Origin of the sequence: Kitasatospora sp. NPDC089509, from assembly GCF_044749365.1 — a bacterium.
Lineage (GTDB): Bacteria > Actinomycetota > Actinomycetes > Streptomycetales > Streptomycetaceae > Kitasatospora.
On sequence record NZ_JBIVHS010000030.1, the window covers coordinates 1 to 13,317 of the forward strand.

The following is a 13,317-nucleotide window of genomic DNA, read 5'->3' on the forward strand; positions in this document are numbered from 1 at the left end:
GCTCTGCGGGGCCGCACCGGTCCCCGCCTCCAGCGGCAGGACCAACCGGCACCGCCTCTCACGAGGCGGCGACCGGGCAGCCAACGCCGCCCTCTGCCGGATGTCCAGCGACCGGCGCACCCGCGACTACGTCGTGCGCCAGACCGAGGCCGGGCGGACGAAGAAGGAGATCATCCGGCTCCTGAAACGGGCCATCGCCCGGGAGGTCTTCCGCTGCCTGACCACGACCATCGCAGTCCCCGGCATCGCCGACCTACGACCGCTCCGGCAGGCCAAGAACATCACCCTCACCGCCGTCGCCAACCACTTCAGCGTCTGGCCGACCACCATCTCCACCCTCGAACGCGGAATCCGCCGAGACGACGACCTCGCCAACGCCTACCGCGACTGGCTCACCGCCGCTTGACAGCCCATAGGAGCATCACCACTCACTCGATCGGATGAAGCGCGGAGCGGGAAGTCGGCCGGGCCGACTTCCCGCTCCCCACCCGCCCCCCGGGGCGCGCCTCAGCAGGAGATGTTGCCGCCGCCCACGTTGGTGCCCAGCACCCCGACGAACTGCTTGAACAGGTTGATCCGGTCGTTGCGCTCGTCCGGGTTCTTCCCGTTGCACTCCAGGTCGCCGTTGATGCTGCGGATGGTCTCGCCGAAGCCCTTGTTGTTGACGATGGCGTCGTGCGGGGTCATCGTCCCGGCGCCCTTCTGGCTGTCCCAGAACCACAGCGCGGTCTTCCAGGAGGTGGCCGGGTTCTTCTCGACCTGGTACGGGTCGTGCAGCAGGTCGATGTGCAGGGCGTCGCCCGCCGCCTTGTAGTTGAAGTTCCAGCTGATCTGCAGCGGCCCGCGCCCGTAGTAGGCGGACTGGCCCGCCGGGCAGCCGTACGGCTGGGTGGTGTCGCAGTAGTGGCTGTAGTTGGCCTTGTTCTGCTCGACGACGTACTTGAGCCCGCCGGTCTCGTGGCTGACGTTGGCCAGGAAGGCGGCCGCCTCGCGCTTGCGGGTGGCGGCGTCGCCGGTGGTGGTGAACTGCGGGTAGGCGCCCAGCGCGTCGGTCAGGCCCTGGTACGTGTAGAAGGAGTTCCGGCTCGGGAACATCTGGTTGAACTGGGCCTCGCTGACCACGAAGGAGCCCGCGGCGGCCGCGGGGGTGACGGGCGCGCCGGTCAGTGCGAGGGTGCTCAGGACGGCGGCGGAGGCGACTGCGGACAGGGTGCGGGAGAGCTTCATCGTTCCTCGTCGGAATGCGGAAGGGCTGGCAGGGGGACGGTGCTTCGCGCTCGAAGCGCCTCCGTCATCGTGGTGCGCGATCACCGACGCCCAGCGCCTTCCACGGCCCAAACCACTCGTAAGAGTCCTATCCCGTCGAGGATTTGGCGCAACACCCGGGCCGGCCGCCCCGCAAGGGTGAACCGACAGGGTGATCATCCGGCAGTCATACGCACCGGATAACCTCATCCGCGCACGAGACACGAGACACGAGACACGAGCCACGAGGCACCAGGCACAAGGCGAGGCACGGGGCGCGCGACGCGGGGAACACGTCACGCGCCACGACGGCCGGACCGACACGGCGCGACGGGGGGACAGGGCATGGCGCACACCGACGGCGAGGGCGACGACCGGCTGGCGGCCGAGGGCGAGGTGGCCGTCGCCCGCCTGGCGATCGACTCCGGCGACCTCGCCCACGCCGCCGACCACCTCGCCGACGCGATCCTCGCCGACCCCCAGCTGCCCGAACTCCACGAGGCACTGGCCGAGTTGTGCGCCGCCGCGGGCGGCCCGGGCAAGGCCCGCGAACTGTTCCCGCTGGACGGCGAGGTCTACCTCGGCACCGTCGTCTGCCGCGCCCACGTGGAGGCCGCCGCCGGGGACTGGGACACCGCCGTCGCCCTGCTCGCCTCGGCGATCCAGTACGAACCGGCCCGCCCCTGGGCGCACACCGCCTGGCTCGCCCGCGAGGACCTGCCCACCCTGGTCGACCCGGACGCCGTCGCCCAGGCGGTGGCCCGCGCCGCCGGCGCCCTGCCGGACCCGCTGCCCGCCGAGCTGGCCGACACCGTCCGGCCCTTCGAACGCTTCCTGCGGGCCGTGACCGACCGCCACCCCGAACACCCACTGCTGCTGGCGATGGCCTCCGGCCTGACCCGCCGCTTCGGCGCCACCACCCGCGCCGTCGAACTCGCCGAACGCGCCCAGCGGTTGGCCCCCGGCTACCTGCCCGCCGTGATGCTCGGCAACGCCCTGCGCGCCGACGGCCGCCCCGAGGAGGCGCTGGCCGTCTGGGAGGCCGAACTGGCCCGGGCCGCGCCGGACGAGGCCGACTCCAGCGGCTACCTGGCCGTCGACGTCGCCGAGTTGTACGGCACCCTCGGCCGCCCCGCCGAGGGCCTGCCCTGGCTGGAGCGCGTCCTCGCGGTCGACCCCGACCACCCCAAGGCCGCCCCCGCCCGGCACGGGCTGCGGCACGCCGTGGACGGCGACGCCGCCCACCTGCTCGCCCTCGCCGACCACCACCGCGACCACCCCGACCACGAGTACGCCCAGGACCTGCTGGAGCGGCTCAGCCACCGGGAGCCCTGGCTCGGCATGGTCTCCGGCGCCACCGAGGCGACCGTCAACGTGCTGCACCAGGTGCTCGGCACGTCCGGTACCGGCCGCGACACCGAGATCGACTGCACCGCCTCCGCCGTCGAGCCGCCCAGCTCCGTGCTGGCCGTCCAACTCGCCCTGCCGCGCTCCACGGTCACCTACCGGTCCGTCGGCGAGCCCGACCCCCGGCTGCCGCTGACCGAGCCCACCACCCGGATCTGGGCCTGGGACGGCACCGACCCGCGCCCGGCGGTCGCCGCACCCGCCCCCGCCGGCGCCGAACTGCTGCGCGCCACCGCCGAGATCGTCTGGCCGACCGTCCCCGCCGCCTACGACCACGCCGTCCGGCTGGCCGGGCTGCCGCTGGACGAACTGCTCGGCGCGCTCGTCCACCCGCCGCTGCCGCGCGAGGACGACCTCGGCCGGGCACTGCTCGCCCACCAGCCCGAACTCTGGGTGCGCGCGGTCCAGGCCTTCGCCTGCCTCGGCATCGCCCACCACCGCACCGACCAGCCCTGGGAGGGCTCCGAGCGCCGCCGGGTGCTGCGCGACCTGCTGCTCGGGCCGGAGGACTGGGTGGTCGAGGCGGCCGGCTTCGCCCTGGTCGCGATCGGCTGGACCCATCCCGCCGCCCGCGCCGACATCGCCGAACTGCTCCGGCAGCGGCTGCACTACAGCGCCCGGGCCAGCCGCAGCCGGGTGGTGACGATCCTCCGCTCCTACTGCGCCCTGGTGCTGGCCGCGCCGTGGACGGACCGGGCCGACCGCGACCTGGCGCGGCAGCTGGTGGCGGAGGCCGACGCCCGGGACGCCGACGACGGCGGCCCCACCGACCCCACGGACGACCCGGCCGGCTCCACCGGCGACCCCACCGACCCCGCCGCCGCCACCGGCGAAGACGGCGACTCCACCCACGGCAGCGGCTCCGCCGAGGCCGGCCCCGCCCGGCCCGGCCTGCTCCGCCGCCTCTTCCGCCGCTCGTGACACCCGCGGTACCGGCGGCCGGCCCCCGCCCCGGTCCGCTGCCGGGGCTACATCCCCGGCAGCGTCTCCTGGTCCACCTCGAACCGCGCCACCCGCTCCGCCGGATCGCGGCACTCCGGCCCCAGCCGCAGCATCCGTGACTCCGGGTCGTGCAGCGGACGGTGGCAGCGCCGGCAGGTGACCCGGGGGCGCAGGGCCCCGGTGGAGCCGGTGCCGGGGAGCGGTTCGGGGCTGGTCATGGGGGAGACGGTAGCCGTCGTCGCGCGCGAACGGCGCCGGATGCCCGTGAAAGGATCCTCCGCATGGCCACGGACCGCAGCAGCGCAGGAGACCCGGCACGCACCCTCGCCCTGCTCTGGGGGCTGACGGCCGAGGAGAAGCCCGGCCGGCGCGGCCCCCGGCAGGCCCGCTCCACCGGGGAGATCGCCGCCGCCGCCGTCGCGCTGGCGGACGCCGAGGGCGTGGACGCGGTCACCATGCGCCGGGTCGCCCAGGAGCTCGGACTGTCCCCGATGGCGCTCTACACCTACGTGCCCGGCAAGGCCGAACTGCTCGACCTGATGCTGGACACGGTCTACGCCGCCATGCCCCGCAGCACCCCGACCGACCAGGGCTGGCGGGCCCGGGCGACCGCCGTCGCGGACGACAACCGGGCGCTGTTCCGGGCCCACCCGTGGGTCGCCGCGGTGTCCACCAGCCGCCCGCCGCTCGGCCCCGGACTGATGGCCAAGTACGAGTACGAGCTGCGCGCCCTGGAGGGCACCGGCCTGCCCGACGTCGAGCTGGACGCCGCGCTGACCCACCTGCTGGGCTTCGTCCAGACCTGCGCCCGGATGGCCGCCGACGAGCGCGCCGCCCAGCAGGACAGCGCGCTGACCGACGCCCAGTGGTGGCAGGCCAACGCGGAGCTGCTGGCCCGGGTCTTCGACCCCGAGCGCCACCCGGTCGCCGCCCGGGTCGGCGCCGCCGCCGGTGAGGCGCACGGCGGCGCGTACAGCCCGGAGCACGCGTACGCCTTCGGCCTGGCCCGCGTCCTGGACGGCCTGGAGGCCCTGATCGTCAAGGGTTAGGGCCGGGCGTCGTACTCCTCCCGGGCCTCGGAGACCGCGCACATCCGGTTCTCCACCCACTGGGCGAGCGCCGCGACGTACTCGGCGGCCTCCCGGCCGAGCGGGGTGAGGCTGTAGTCGACCCGGGGCGGGATCACCGGGTGCGCCACGCGCAGCACGAAGCCGTCCCGCTCCAGCGTCTGCAGGGTCTGGGCGAGCATCTTCTCGCTGACCCCGGAGACCCGGCGGCGCAGCTCGCTGAAGCGGTAGCCGCGCTCGCGCAGCGTGATCAGCACCAGCACCCCCCACCGGCTGGTGACGTGCTCCAGCACGCCCCGGGAGGGGCACATCCGGTCGTAGACGTCCGGCAGCTTGTCGACCAGCGAGGGCTCCGTAGCGATTACCTTCATGTCAGTACCCTACTTTGAAGTGCGTACTTTCCACAGGTTAGTGCCGTCCCTAGGGTGAGTGTGTAAGCCCATGGAACACCTGAGGGAGCAGAACATGTACGTCGTCACCGGAGCCACCGGACAGCTCGGCCGCCTGGTCGTCGAGGGCCTGCTCGCCGCCGTCCCGGCGGAGGAGATCCGGGTCCTGGTCCGCGACGCGGCCAAGGTCGAGGAGTGGGCGCAGCGGGGCGTGCGGGTCCAGGAGGCGGACTACGGCCGTCCCGAGTCGCTCGCCGGGGCCTTCGCGGCCGGGGACCGGGTGCTGCTGATCTCCGGGAACGAGTTCGGCCACCGGGTCGCCCAGCACGGTGCGGTGATCGACGCGGCGAAGGCCGCCGGGGTCGCGCTGCTCGCGTACACCAGCGTGCTGGCCGCGCCCACCGCGACCTTCCGGATCGCCGAGGAGCACCAGGGCACGGAGGAGCTGCTGCGGGCCTCCGGCGTCCCCTTCGCCCTGCTGCGCAACGGCTGGTACACCGAGAACTACACGGCCGGCGCGGCCGCGAGCGTCGAGGCCGGCGAGGTCTTCGGCAGCAGCGGCGCGGGCCGGGTGGCCACCGCCCCGCGCCGGGACTACGCCGACGCGGCGGTGGCGGTGCTCACCGGTGAGGGGCACGCGAACCGGGTGTACGAGCTGAGCGGCGACGCCGACTGGAGCATGGACGAGTACGCGGCCGAGCTGGCGGCGGCCTCCGGCAGCCCGGTGGTGTACCGGGACGTCGAGCCCGCGGAGCAGGTGCGCCGGCTGGTGGCGGCCGGACTGCCGGAGGGCTTCGCGGAGATCTTCGCGGACACCGACGCGGCCATCGTCAAGGGGCAGCTGGCCCTGCGCACCGGCGACCTGGCCCGGCTGATCGGCCGCCCGACCGTCCCGCTGGCCGAGACCGTCCGGACCGCGCTCGGCGCCTGAGCCGAGCCGTCGGCCGGCGGTTGCCGACCGACTGGCCGCCTGACCTCCGGAAACACCGGACAGGTCCAGCATTCAAGCAATGTCATGACCAAAATACGGAAACGGAGATGACAGCCCCGCCTCCCGCCCGCTACCGTCGCCCCGACGTCACACGCGCGCGGGAGGCACTCGGCCATGCCACAGACAAACCAGCAGGACAGCGGCCGAGGCCTCTGGTACGGCATGGCGGCCTACGGCATCTGGGGGCTCTTCCCACTGTTCTGGCCGCTGCTGGAGCCCGGCGCCGCCGACGACATCCTGGCCAACCGGATGGTCTGGTCGCTGGTCGCCGTGGTGCTGATGCTGGTCGCCCAGCGGCACTGGAGCTGGATACGCCCGCTGCTGCGCCAGCCCCGCCGGCTCGCCATGCTGGCGGGCGCCGCCACCGTGATCTCGGTCAACTGGGGCGTCTACATCTGGGCCGTCAACAACGGCCACGTGGTGGAGACCAGCCTCGGCTACTTCATCAACCCGCTGGTGACCATCGGCTTCGGCGTCCTGGTGCTCAAGGAGCGGCTGCGCGGCCCCCAGTGGACGGCCGTCGGCATCGGCGCGGCCGCCGTCGCGGTGCTGGCCGTCGCCTTCGGGCAGCTGCCCTGGATCGCGCTCACCCTGGCGCTCTCCTTCGCCACCTACGGCCTGCTGAAGAAGCAGGTCGGGCTGAGCGGGCTGGAGAGCCTGGCCGCCGAGAGCGCCTTCATGTTCCCCTTCGCCCTCGGCTACCTGGTCTACCTGGAGGTCAGCGGACGCGGCACCTTCGGCCACACGGTGGCCGGCTCCTACGGCTGGGGGCACTCCGCACTGCTGGTGCTCAGCGGGGTGATCACCGCGGTCCCGCTGCTGTTCTTCGGCGCGGCCGCCGTCCGGGTGCCGCTGACCGTACTGGGCCTGCTGCAGTACCTGGCGCCGGTGTTCCAGTTCCTGATCGGCGTCGCGGTGTTCCACGAGTCGATGCCGCCCGCGCGCTGGGCCGGCTTCGCCCTGGTGTGGGCCGCGCTGGCGCTGCTCACCTGGGACGCGCTGCGCCAGGTGCGGACCGACCGCGCGGAGCGGGCCGCGGCCGTGCCGCAACCCGCTCCCGCTTCCGAGGCCCCCAAGGAGCCGGTCACCCGCTGACGCGACTCACGCGCCGACCCAGCCGACCCCGCTCCCCGCTGACCCCGCTCAGGCGCTGATGTCGCGGCTGCTGAACCGGGCCCAGGCCGCCGAGCCGAACACGGCGACGTAGGCGGCCTGCAGGCCGAGGTCCTTCCACACGCCGTCCCAGTACATCGGCTCGCGCAGCAGGTCCGAGAAGTTCATCCAGTAGTGGGTGAACAGGAACGGCCGGATCGGGTCCAGCTGCGGGAAGGCGTCCAGGATCTGCACCGTGATCACCAGCCCGACGGTCGCGGCCATCGCCGCGATGCCGCTGCCGGTGAGGGTGGAGACGAACAGCCCGATCGCCACCAGTCCGGCCAGCGAGGCCGCGACCACCCCGGCCACCAGCACCGCGCGCAGCAGTGCGTCGGCGAAGCCGATGGTGTCCCCGGAGATCAGGGTGACCTCGCCGAGCGGGAACAGCGCGGCCCCGGTGGCCAGCGCCGCCAGCGCGACCGCCGCGGTCGCCGCCATGCAGAACACCAGCCCGGCGGTGAACTTGGCGGCCAGCAGCCTGGTCCGCCCGGCCGGGGCGACCAGCAGGTAGCGCAGCGTCCCGGTGGCCGCCTCGCCCGCCACCGAGTCCCCGGCGACCACGCCGACCGTCATCGGCAGGAAGACCGGCAGGGCCACCGCCAGCGCGGTGAACACCAGGAACAGCCCGTTCTGGGTGGTCTGGGCGATGAAGCTCGGAGCCCCGCCGCCACCGCCGCGCGAACTGTCCGTGTTGAGCTTGACGACCACCCCGATCAGGATCGGCAGCGCCGCCAGGATGCCCAGCAGCACCTTGGTCCGCATCCGGCGGAAGGTCAGGTGCAGTTCGTTGCGGAACAGCGCCAGGAACCCGGACGCGGTCTGCGGCCGCCGCCCGGTCACCAGCACCGCCCCGGCCCGCGCCGTACCGGCGCCCGTCGCCTCGGCCCGTGCCGCCCCGGCGTCCGTCGCCTCAGCCCGCGACATCGAAGCCCTCCCCGGTCAGCGCCACGAAGGCGTCCTCCAATGTGCCCCGCTCCAGCCCGAACCCGTGCACCCGGACCCCGGCCTCGACCAGCGCCGCGCACAGCTTGGGCAGCACCTCGTCGCCGCTCGCGCCCAGCTCGCCGTCCACCCGGCCCTCGCCGGGCACCAGCGCGCCCACCTGGTGGGCCGCCAGCACCTCGGCGGCCTGCGCCACGTTGGGGGTACGGACCACCAGCCGGCCCTGGGCCCGGGCGGCCAGCTCGGCGACGGTGCCCTGCACCACCAGCCGGCCGCGCGACATCACCGCCGCGTGGGTGCAGACCTGCTCGATCTCGTCCAGCAGGTGCGAGGAGAGGAACACCGTGGTGCCCTCGGCCGCGACCTCCCGGACCAGCGCCCGGATCTCCCGCATGCCCTGCGGGTCCAGCCCGTTGGTCGGCTCGTCCAGCACCAGCAGCTCGCGCGGCTGCAACAGTGCGGAGGCCAGGCCCAGCCGCTGCTTCATGCCGAGCGAGTACGCGCGGGCCTTCTTGCCCGCGGCGGCGCTCAGGCCGACCCGCTCCAGCGCGGCCTCGACCCGCTGCTTGCGGGTGCGCGGATCGGCGGTCGGGTCGGCGGCGTCGAAGCGGACCAGGTTGTCCCGGCCGGAGAGGAAGCCGTACAGCGCCGGGCCCTCGATCAGCGCGCCCACCCGGGGCAGCACGGAGGCGACGGACTGCGGCATCGACTCGCCGAGCACGGTGGCCACGCCGGAGGTGGGGGAGATCAGGCCCATCAGCATCCGGATGGTGGTGGTCTTGCCGGAGCCGTTGGGGCCGAGGAAGCCGAACACGGAGCCGCGCGGCACGGTCAGGTCCAGCCCGTCGACGGCGAGTTGGCCGCCCCCGAAGCGCTTGGTCAGACCGCGGGTCCTGATCACGTCATCGGACGGGGAGACGGACGGAGAAACGGACGGGGAGACGGACGGAGCGGAGGAGAGGACGGGGGAGGAGCCAGGGGCGGGCGCGGGGGCCGGGCGCGACGCGGCGCCCGGACCCCCGGCCGACTCCGTAACGTCCCCCGTTACGGGAGTCCCGGTCATCCGTCAGTTCACCCCGGCGGCGTGCTGGAGGACCGGCAGGGTCACCGCACCGGCGAAGACCCGGCCGTCGTCCGTGAGCAGCACGTTGACGACCTTGGTGCTGATCAGGGTGCCGCCGGCGACCGGCTTGCCAAGCGACTTCGCCAGCGCCTGCGGGCTTATCACTCCGCTGTGCCGCTTGCCCTGCTTGCCGTCAGCCTGCCCGCCGTCGCCCTGCGGGCCGCCGAAGGGCGCCTTGGGGGAGCTGGGCAGCTGGGTGGAGACCACGGTCGTCCAGCCCTCGCCGGTCACGTTCATCCCGTTGTAGCCCCCGGCGCCCCGCTCGCCCTGGGCACCCTGGACGCCCTGGCCCTTCGCGTGCCCGCCCTGGGCACCCTGGGCGTCCTTCGTCGCCTCGTCCGCCTTCTTCTCCGTCACCTTGGCGCCCTTGGGAGCCGTGAAGTCGAAGGTCTTGGCGGCCGGCTTGGCGAAGGAGACGTCGGTGAAGTGGATGTCCAGCACGGTGGAACCGTCGATGGACTTCACCACCACCGCGAGCGGCACCCCGTTGTCGGCGGCCACCGCGATCCGCACCTCGGCGATCGTCGAGCCGGACTGGGTCGGCTTGACGCTCAGCTGGTACGCGTTCTGCCCGGCCACGTTGGCCGTCCCCGCCACCGTCACCGAGGTGGTGCCGGCGCCCGCGGTCAGGAACTGCTTGGCGGCCTCCTGCGGGGTGGTCGGCACCCCGGTCAGCGGCGTCTTGGCGCCCTCGCCGTGCCCGGCCGGACGCCCGGTCAGGTGCACCGCGGTGTTGGTCGAGCTGTCCCAGGCCCAGCTCTGGTCGCCGTTGCGGACCAGGGTGTAGCCCGCCATGTTCTCCAGCAGGTCCACCCGCTGGCGGTCCGGGCCGTCCACCGCGACCCGCAGCGTCTGGTCGCCGCCGAGCAGGCCCAGCAGCTTGGCCTGCGGGTCCGCGGCCGAGCCCCCGCCCTGGCCGGAGCCGTGCCCGGCCGCGGCGCCGAGCCCGCCGGCCGCCGCGCCCACCAGCTGGCTGGGCAACCCCAGGTCGGTGGAGACGGAGACCTCCCCGGACAGCGTCTGGGCGTCGGAGCCGAGCGCCTTGGCCACCACCTGCTCCGCCGACAACTGGGGGAGGTCCGGCGGCGAGTCGGCGGCCAGCGCCGGCACCAGGCCGACCCCGGCGGCGATCACCGCGGCTATCGCCAGCGGAACCCCGGCGCGCACCATGGTGCGCCGTCGTGAGCGGTACGGCGCCCCGTCGTCCATCCGGCCGTCCACCGCCGTCTCATCGGTCATGTCGTCCTCAACTCCTCCGTGAAGCCGTGCGATTGGCACTGCCCCTCCATTAGAGGCCGGGTCCGCCGCCGCGTCATCGCCCTGCGGGGCCATCTCGATGTTCGCCTGCCGGGGTACGTCGACCCTGATACGGCCTCAGGGTTACTCCTGCCGGAGTACGACGTCTGGCGTAGGGTCGCGCCATGGACGGAACCGTCACGGAAGCAAGCACCCCCCCGACCGCGAACGCGATGCGGCGCGCCCTGCGCCGCGCCCGCGACGGCGTCGCCCTCGACCAGACCGAGGCCGCCGTGCTCCTCCAGGCCCGGGGCGAGGACCTGCGCGACCTGTGTACGAGCGCCGCCCGGGTGCGTGACGCCGGACTGGAGGCGGCCGGCCGCCCCGGAGTCATCACCTACTCCAAGAGCGTCTTCATCCCGCTCACCCGGCTCTGCCGCGACAAGTGCCACTACTGCACCTTCGCCACCGTCCCCGGCCGGCTGCGCCGCGAGGGCCAGGGGATGTTCATGTCCCCGGACGAGGTGCTGGAGGTGGCCCGGCGCGGGGCCGAACTCGGCTGCAAGGAAGCCCTGATCACGCTCGGCGACAAGCCCGAGGACCGCTGGCCGGAGGCCCGCGAGTGGCTGGACGCGCACGGCTACGACGACACCGTCGCCTACGTCCGGGCGATGTCCATCCGCATCCTGGAGGAGACCGGACTGCTCCCGCACCTCAACCCCGGGGTGCTGAGCTGGACGGACTTCCAGCGGCTCAAGCCGGTCTCCGCCTCGATGGGGATGATGCTGGAGACCACCGCCACCCGGCTGTGGAGCGAACCCGGCGGCCCGCACTTCGGCTCCCCCGACAAGGAACCGGCCGTCCGGCTGCGGGTGCTGGAGGACGCCGGCCGCAGCTCCGTCCCGTTCACCAGCGGCCTGCTGATCGGCATCGGCGAGACCCACGCGGAGCGCGCCGAGTCGCTGTTCGCGCTGCGCAAGGTCTCCCGGGCCTACCACGGCGTCCAGGAACTGATCCTGCAGAACTTCCGGGCCAAGCCGGACACCGCGATGCGCGGCATGCCCGACGCCGAACTCGACGAGCTGGTGGCCACGGTGGCGGTCGCCCGGCACCTGCTGGGCCCGAGCGCCTGCCTCCAGGCGCCGCCGAACCTGGTGGACGGCGAGTACGAGCGGCTGATCGCGGCCGGCATCGACGACTGGGGCGGCGTCTCCCCGCTCACCCCGGACCACGTCAACCCCGAACGCCCCTGGCCGCAGATCGACCGGCTGGCCGAGCGCTCCGCCGCGGCCGGCTTCGAACTGCGCGAGCGGCTGGCCGTCTACCCCGAGTACGTGCTGCGCGGCGAACCCTGGCTGGATCCGCGGGTGCTGCCGCACGTCCGCGCCCTCGCCGACCCGGCCACCGGCCTGGCCAACCCCGACGCGCCGGTCCGCGGCCTGCCCTGGCAGGAACCCGAGGACCTCCCGCAGTCGTACGGCCGCACCGACCTGCACACCGCCGTCGACACCGAGGGCCGCACCGGCGACCGCCGGGCCGACTTCGAGGACGTGTACGGCGACTGGGACGTGCTGCGCGAACAGGTGCTGGCGAAGGGCGCGCCCGAGCGCCTCGCCGGGGACCTGCGGGAGGCGCTCGCGGTGGCCGCCGACGACCCGACCCGGCTCACCGACGACCAGGCGCTGGCCCTGTTCCACGCGGACGGCCCGGCCCTGGACGCGCTCTGCCGGATCGCCGACGACGTCCGCCGGTCGGCGGTCGGCGAGGACGTCACCTACTGCGTCACCCGGAACATCAACTTCACCAACGTCTGCTACACCGGCTGCCGCTTCTGCGCCTTCGCCCAGCGCCGCACCGACGCGGACGCCTACACCCTGTCGCTGTCGCAGGTCGCCGAACGGGCCGCGCAGGCCTGGGAGGTGGGCGCCACCGAGGTGTGCATGCAGGGCGGCATCCACCCGGACCTGCCCGGCACCGCCTACTTCGACATCGCCCGCGCGGTGAAGGAACGGGTGCCCGGCATCCACGTGCACGCCTTCTCCCCGATGGAGGTGGTCAACGGCGCGACCAGGACCGGACTGTCGATCCGGGACTGGCTGCAGCAGGCCAAGGAGTCCGGCCTGGACACCATCCCGGGCACCGCCGCCGAGATCCTCGACGACGAGGTCCGCTGGGTGCTCACCAAGGGCAAGCTGCCCGCCGCGACCTGGGTCGAGGTGGTCACCACCGCGCACGAACTGGGCATCCGCTCCTCCTCCACCATGATGTACGGGCACGTGGACACCCCGCAGCACTGGCTCGGCCACCTGCGACTGCTCGCGGAGATCCAGCAACGCACCGGCGGCTTCACCGAGTTCGTCACCCTCCCGTTCATCCACACCAACGCCCCGGTCTACCTGGCCGGCATCGCCCGCCCCGGTCCGACCGCCCGGGACAACCGCGCGGTGGTCGCGATGGCCCGGCTGCTGCTGCACCCGCACATCCCCAACATCCAGACCAGCTGGGTCAAGCTGGGCGCGGAGGGCGCGGCCGAGATGCTCCGCTCGGGGGCCAACGACCTCGGCGGCACGCTGATGGAGGAGACCATCTCGCGGATGGCCGGCTCCGCGTACGGCAGTTACAAGTCGGTGCGCGACCTCCAGGCGATCGCCGAGGCCGCGGGCCGCCCGCACCGCCAGCGCACCACCGTCTACGGCGAGGTGCCCGCCGAGCGGCAGGCGGCGGCGCTGGCCTCGGACGGGCACCTGCCGGAGCTGCTGCCCGTCCTCGACTGACACCCGGGCGCCGCCCCGGCCCGCCGTGCCACCGACGGCGGGCCGG

11 protein-coding genes and 1 pseudogene are annotated in these 13,317 nt (G+C 73.8%); 6 read left to right on the top strand and 6 right to left on the bottom strand.

Going from position 1 to position 13,317, the window contains the following annotated elements; all coding sequences use genetic code 11:
• Nucleotides 1-223: pseudogene (locus ACIP4P_RS38725) on the top strand (transposase); the annotation flags it as partial.
• Nucleotides 224-507: 284 nt separating this feature from the next.
• Here the strand turns inward: ACIP4P_RS38725 and ACIP4P_RS38730 are convergent.
• A complete protein-coding gene (locus tag ACIP4P_RS38730; RefSeq protein ID WP_400927288.1) occupies nucleotides 508-1,227 on the bottom strand; it encodes a chitinase in 720 nt (239 codons plus the stop codon).
• A 363-nt stretch (nucleotides 1,228-1,590) separates the two neighbouring features.
• Between ACIP4P_RS38730 and ACIP4P_RS38735 the strand changes: the two genes are divergently transcribed.
• Entirely contained in the window at nucleotides 1,591-3,573 is a 1,983-nt protein-coding gene (locus ACIP4P_RS38735; protein WP_400927291.1) for a hypothetical protein, read from the top strand.
• 47 nt (nucleotides 3,574-3,620) lie between these two features.
• On the opposite strand, the gene ACIP4P_RS38740 is transcribed toward ACIP4P_RS38735, so the two are convergent.
• Nucleotides 3,621-3,812, bottom strand: coding sequence for a DUF6011 domain-containing protein (locus tag ACIP4P_RS38740; protein ID WP_350516870.1), 192 nt, complete (start codon nucleotides 3,810-3,812; stop codon nucleotides 3,621-3,623).
• A gap of 63 nt (nucleotides 3,813-3,875) precedes the next feature.
• Here ACIP4P_RS38740 and ACIP4P_RS38745 point away from each other — a divergent pair, with 63 nt between their 5' ends.
• A complete protein-coding gene (locus tag ACIP4P_RS38745) occupies nucleotides 3,876-4,643 on the top strand; it encodes a TetR/AcrR family transcriptional regulator (protein WP_400927294.1) in 768 nt (255 codons plus the stop codon).
• On the opposite strand, the gene ACIP4P_RS38750 is transcribed toward ACIP4P_RS38745, so the two are convergent.
• Entirely contained in the window at nucleotides 4,640-5,032 is a 393-nt protein-coding gene (locus tag ACIP4P_RS38750) for a winged helix-turn-helix transcriptional regulator (RefSeq protein ID WP_400927297.1), read from the bottom strand. The genes ACIP4P_RS38745 and ACIP4P_RS38750 overlap by 4 nt on opposite strands.
• Before the next feature lie 70 nt (nucleotides 5,033-5,102).
• Between ACIP4P_RS38750 and ACIP4P_RS38755 the strand changes: the two genes are divergently transcribed.
• Nucleotides 5,103-5,981, top strand: coding sequence for an SDR family oxidoreductase (locus ACIP4P_RS38755; protein WP_400927300.1), 879 nt, complete (start codon nucleotides 5,103-5,105; stop codon nucleotides 5,979-5,981).
• A 174-nt stretch (nucleotides 5,982-6,155) separates the two neighbouring features.
• Nucleotides 6,156-7,136 (top strand): EamA family transporter RarD, encoded by a 981-nt coding sequence (gene rarD, locus ACIP4P_RS38760; RefSeq protein ID WP_400927303.1) that lies wholly within the window; start codon nucleotides 6,156-6,158, stop codon nucleotides 7,134-7,136.
• Between the two features lie 48 nt (nucleotides 7,137-7,184).
• On the opposite strand, the gene ACIP4P_RS38765 is transcribed toward rarD, so the two are convergent.
• The 3 genes from ACIP4P_RS38765 to ACIP4P_RS38775 are packed head-to-tail and all read right to left on the bottom strand — an operon-like array spanning nucleotide 7,185 to nucleotide 10,500.
• Entirely contained in the window at nucleotides 7,185-8,120 is a 936-nt protein-coding gene (locus ACIP4P_RS38765; RefSeq protein ID WP_400927306.1) for an ABC transporter permease, read from the bottom strand.
• Complete coding sequence (locus ACIP4P_RS38770) at nucleotides 8,107-9,201, bottom strand: ABC transporter ATP-binding protein (RefSeq protein WP_400927309.1); 1,095 nt, start codon at nucleotides 9,199-9,201, stop codon at nucleotides 8,107-8,109. Before ACIP4P_RS38770 ends, ACIP4P_RS38765 begins: the two co-directional genes overlap by 14 nt.
• A 3-nt stretch (nucleotides 9,202-9,204) precedes the next feature.
• Complete coding sequence (locus ACIP4P_RS38775; protein WP_400927312.1) at nucleotides 9,205-10,500, bottom strand: outer membrane lipoprotein carrier protein LolA; 1,296 nt, start codon at nucleotides 10,498-10,500, stop codon at nucleotides 9,205-9,207.
• 182 nt (nucleotides 10,501-10,682) lie between these two features.
• Between ACIP4P_RS38775 and ACIP4P_RS38780 the strand changes: the two genes are divergently transcribed.
• Nucleotides 10,683-13,271 (top strand): bifunctional FO biosynthesis protein CofGH, encoded by a 2,589-nt coding sequence (locus ACIP4P_RS38780; protein WP_400927315.1) that lies wholly within the window; start codon nucleotides 10,683-10,685, stop codon nucleotides 13,269-13,271.
• The last annotated feature ends 46 nt before the right edge of the window (nucleotides 13,272-13,317 follow it).

Coding starts and splice junctions, on each gene's coding strand:
- ACIP4P_RS38770 (WP_400927309.1), bottom strand. CDS start 9,201: ATGACCGGGACTCCCGTAACGGGGGACGTTACGGAGTCGGCCGGGGGT.
- ACIP4P_RS38745 (WP_400927294.1), top strand. CDS start 3,876: ATGGCCACGGACCGCAGCAGCGCAGGAGACCCGGCACGCACCCTCGCC.
- ACIP4P_RS38765 (WP_400927306.1), bottom strand. CDS start 8,120: ATGTCGCGGGCTGAGGCGACGGACGCCGGGGCGGCACGGGCCGAGGCG.
- ACIP4P_RS38750 (WP_400927297.1), bottom strand. CDS start 5,032: ATGAAGGTAATCGCTACGGAGCCCTCGCTGGTCGACAAGCTGCCGGAC.
- ACIP4P_RS38740 (WP_350516870.1), bottom strand. CDS start 3,812: ATGACCAGCCCCGAACCGCTCCCCGGCACCGGCTCCACCGGGGCCCTG.
- ACIP4P_RS38775 (WP_400927312.1), bottom strand. CDS start 10,500: ATGACCGATGAGACGGCGGTGGACGGCCGGATGGACGACGGGGCGCCG.
- ACIP4P_RS38730 (WP_400927288.1), bottom strand. CDS start 1,227: ATGAAGCTCTCCCGCACCCTGTCCGCAGTCGCCTCCGCCGCCGTCCTG.
- ACIP4P_RS38735 (WP_400927291.1), top strand. CDS start 1,591: ATGGCGCACACCGACGGCGAGGGCGACGACCGGCTGGCGGCCGAGGGC.
- ACIP4P_RS38755 (WP_400927300.1), top strand. CDS start 5,103: ATGGAACACCTGAGGGAGCAGAACATGTACGTCGTCACCGGAGCCACC.
- ACIP4P_RS38780 (WP_400927315.1), top strand. CDS start 10,683: ATGGACGGAACCGTCACGGAAGCAAGCACCCCCCCGACCGCGAACGCG.
- rarD (WP_400927303.1), top strand. CDS start 6,156: ATGCCACAGACAAACCAGCAGGACAGCGGCCGAGGCCTCTGGTACGGC.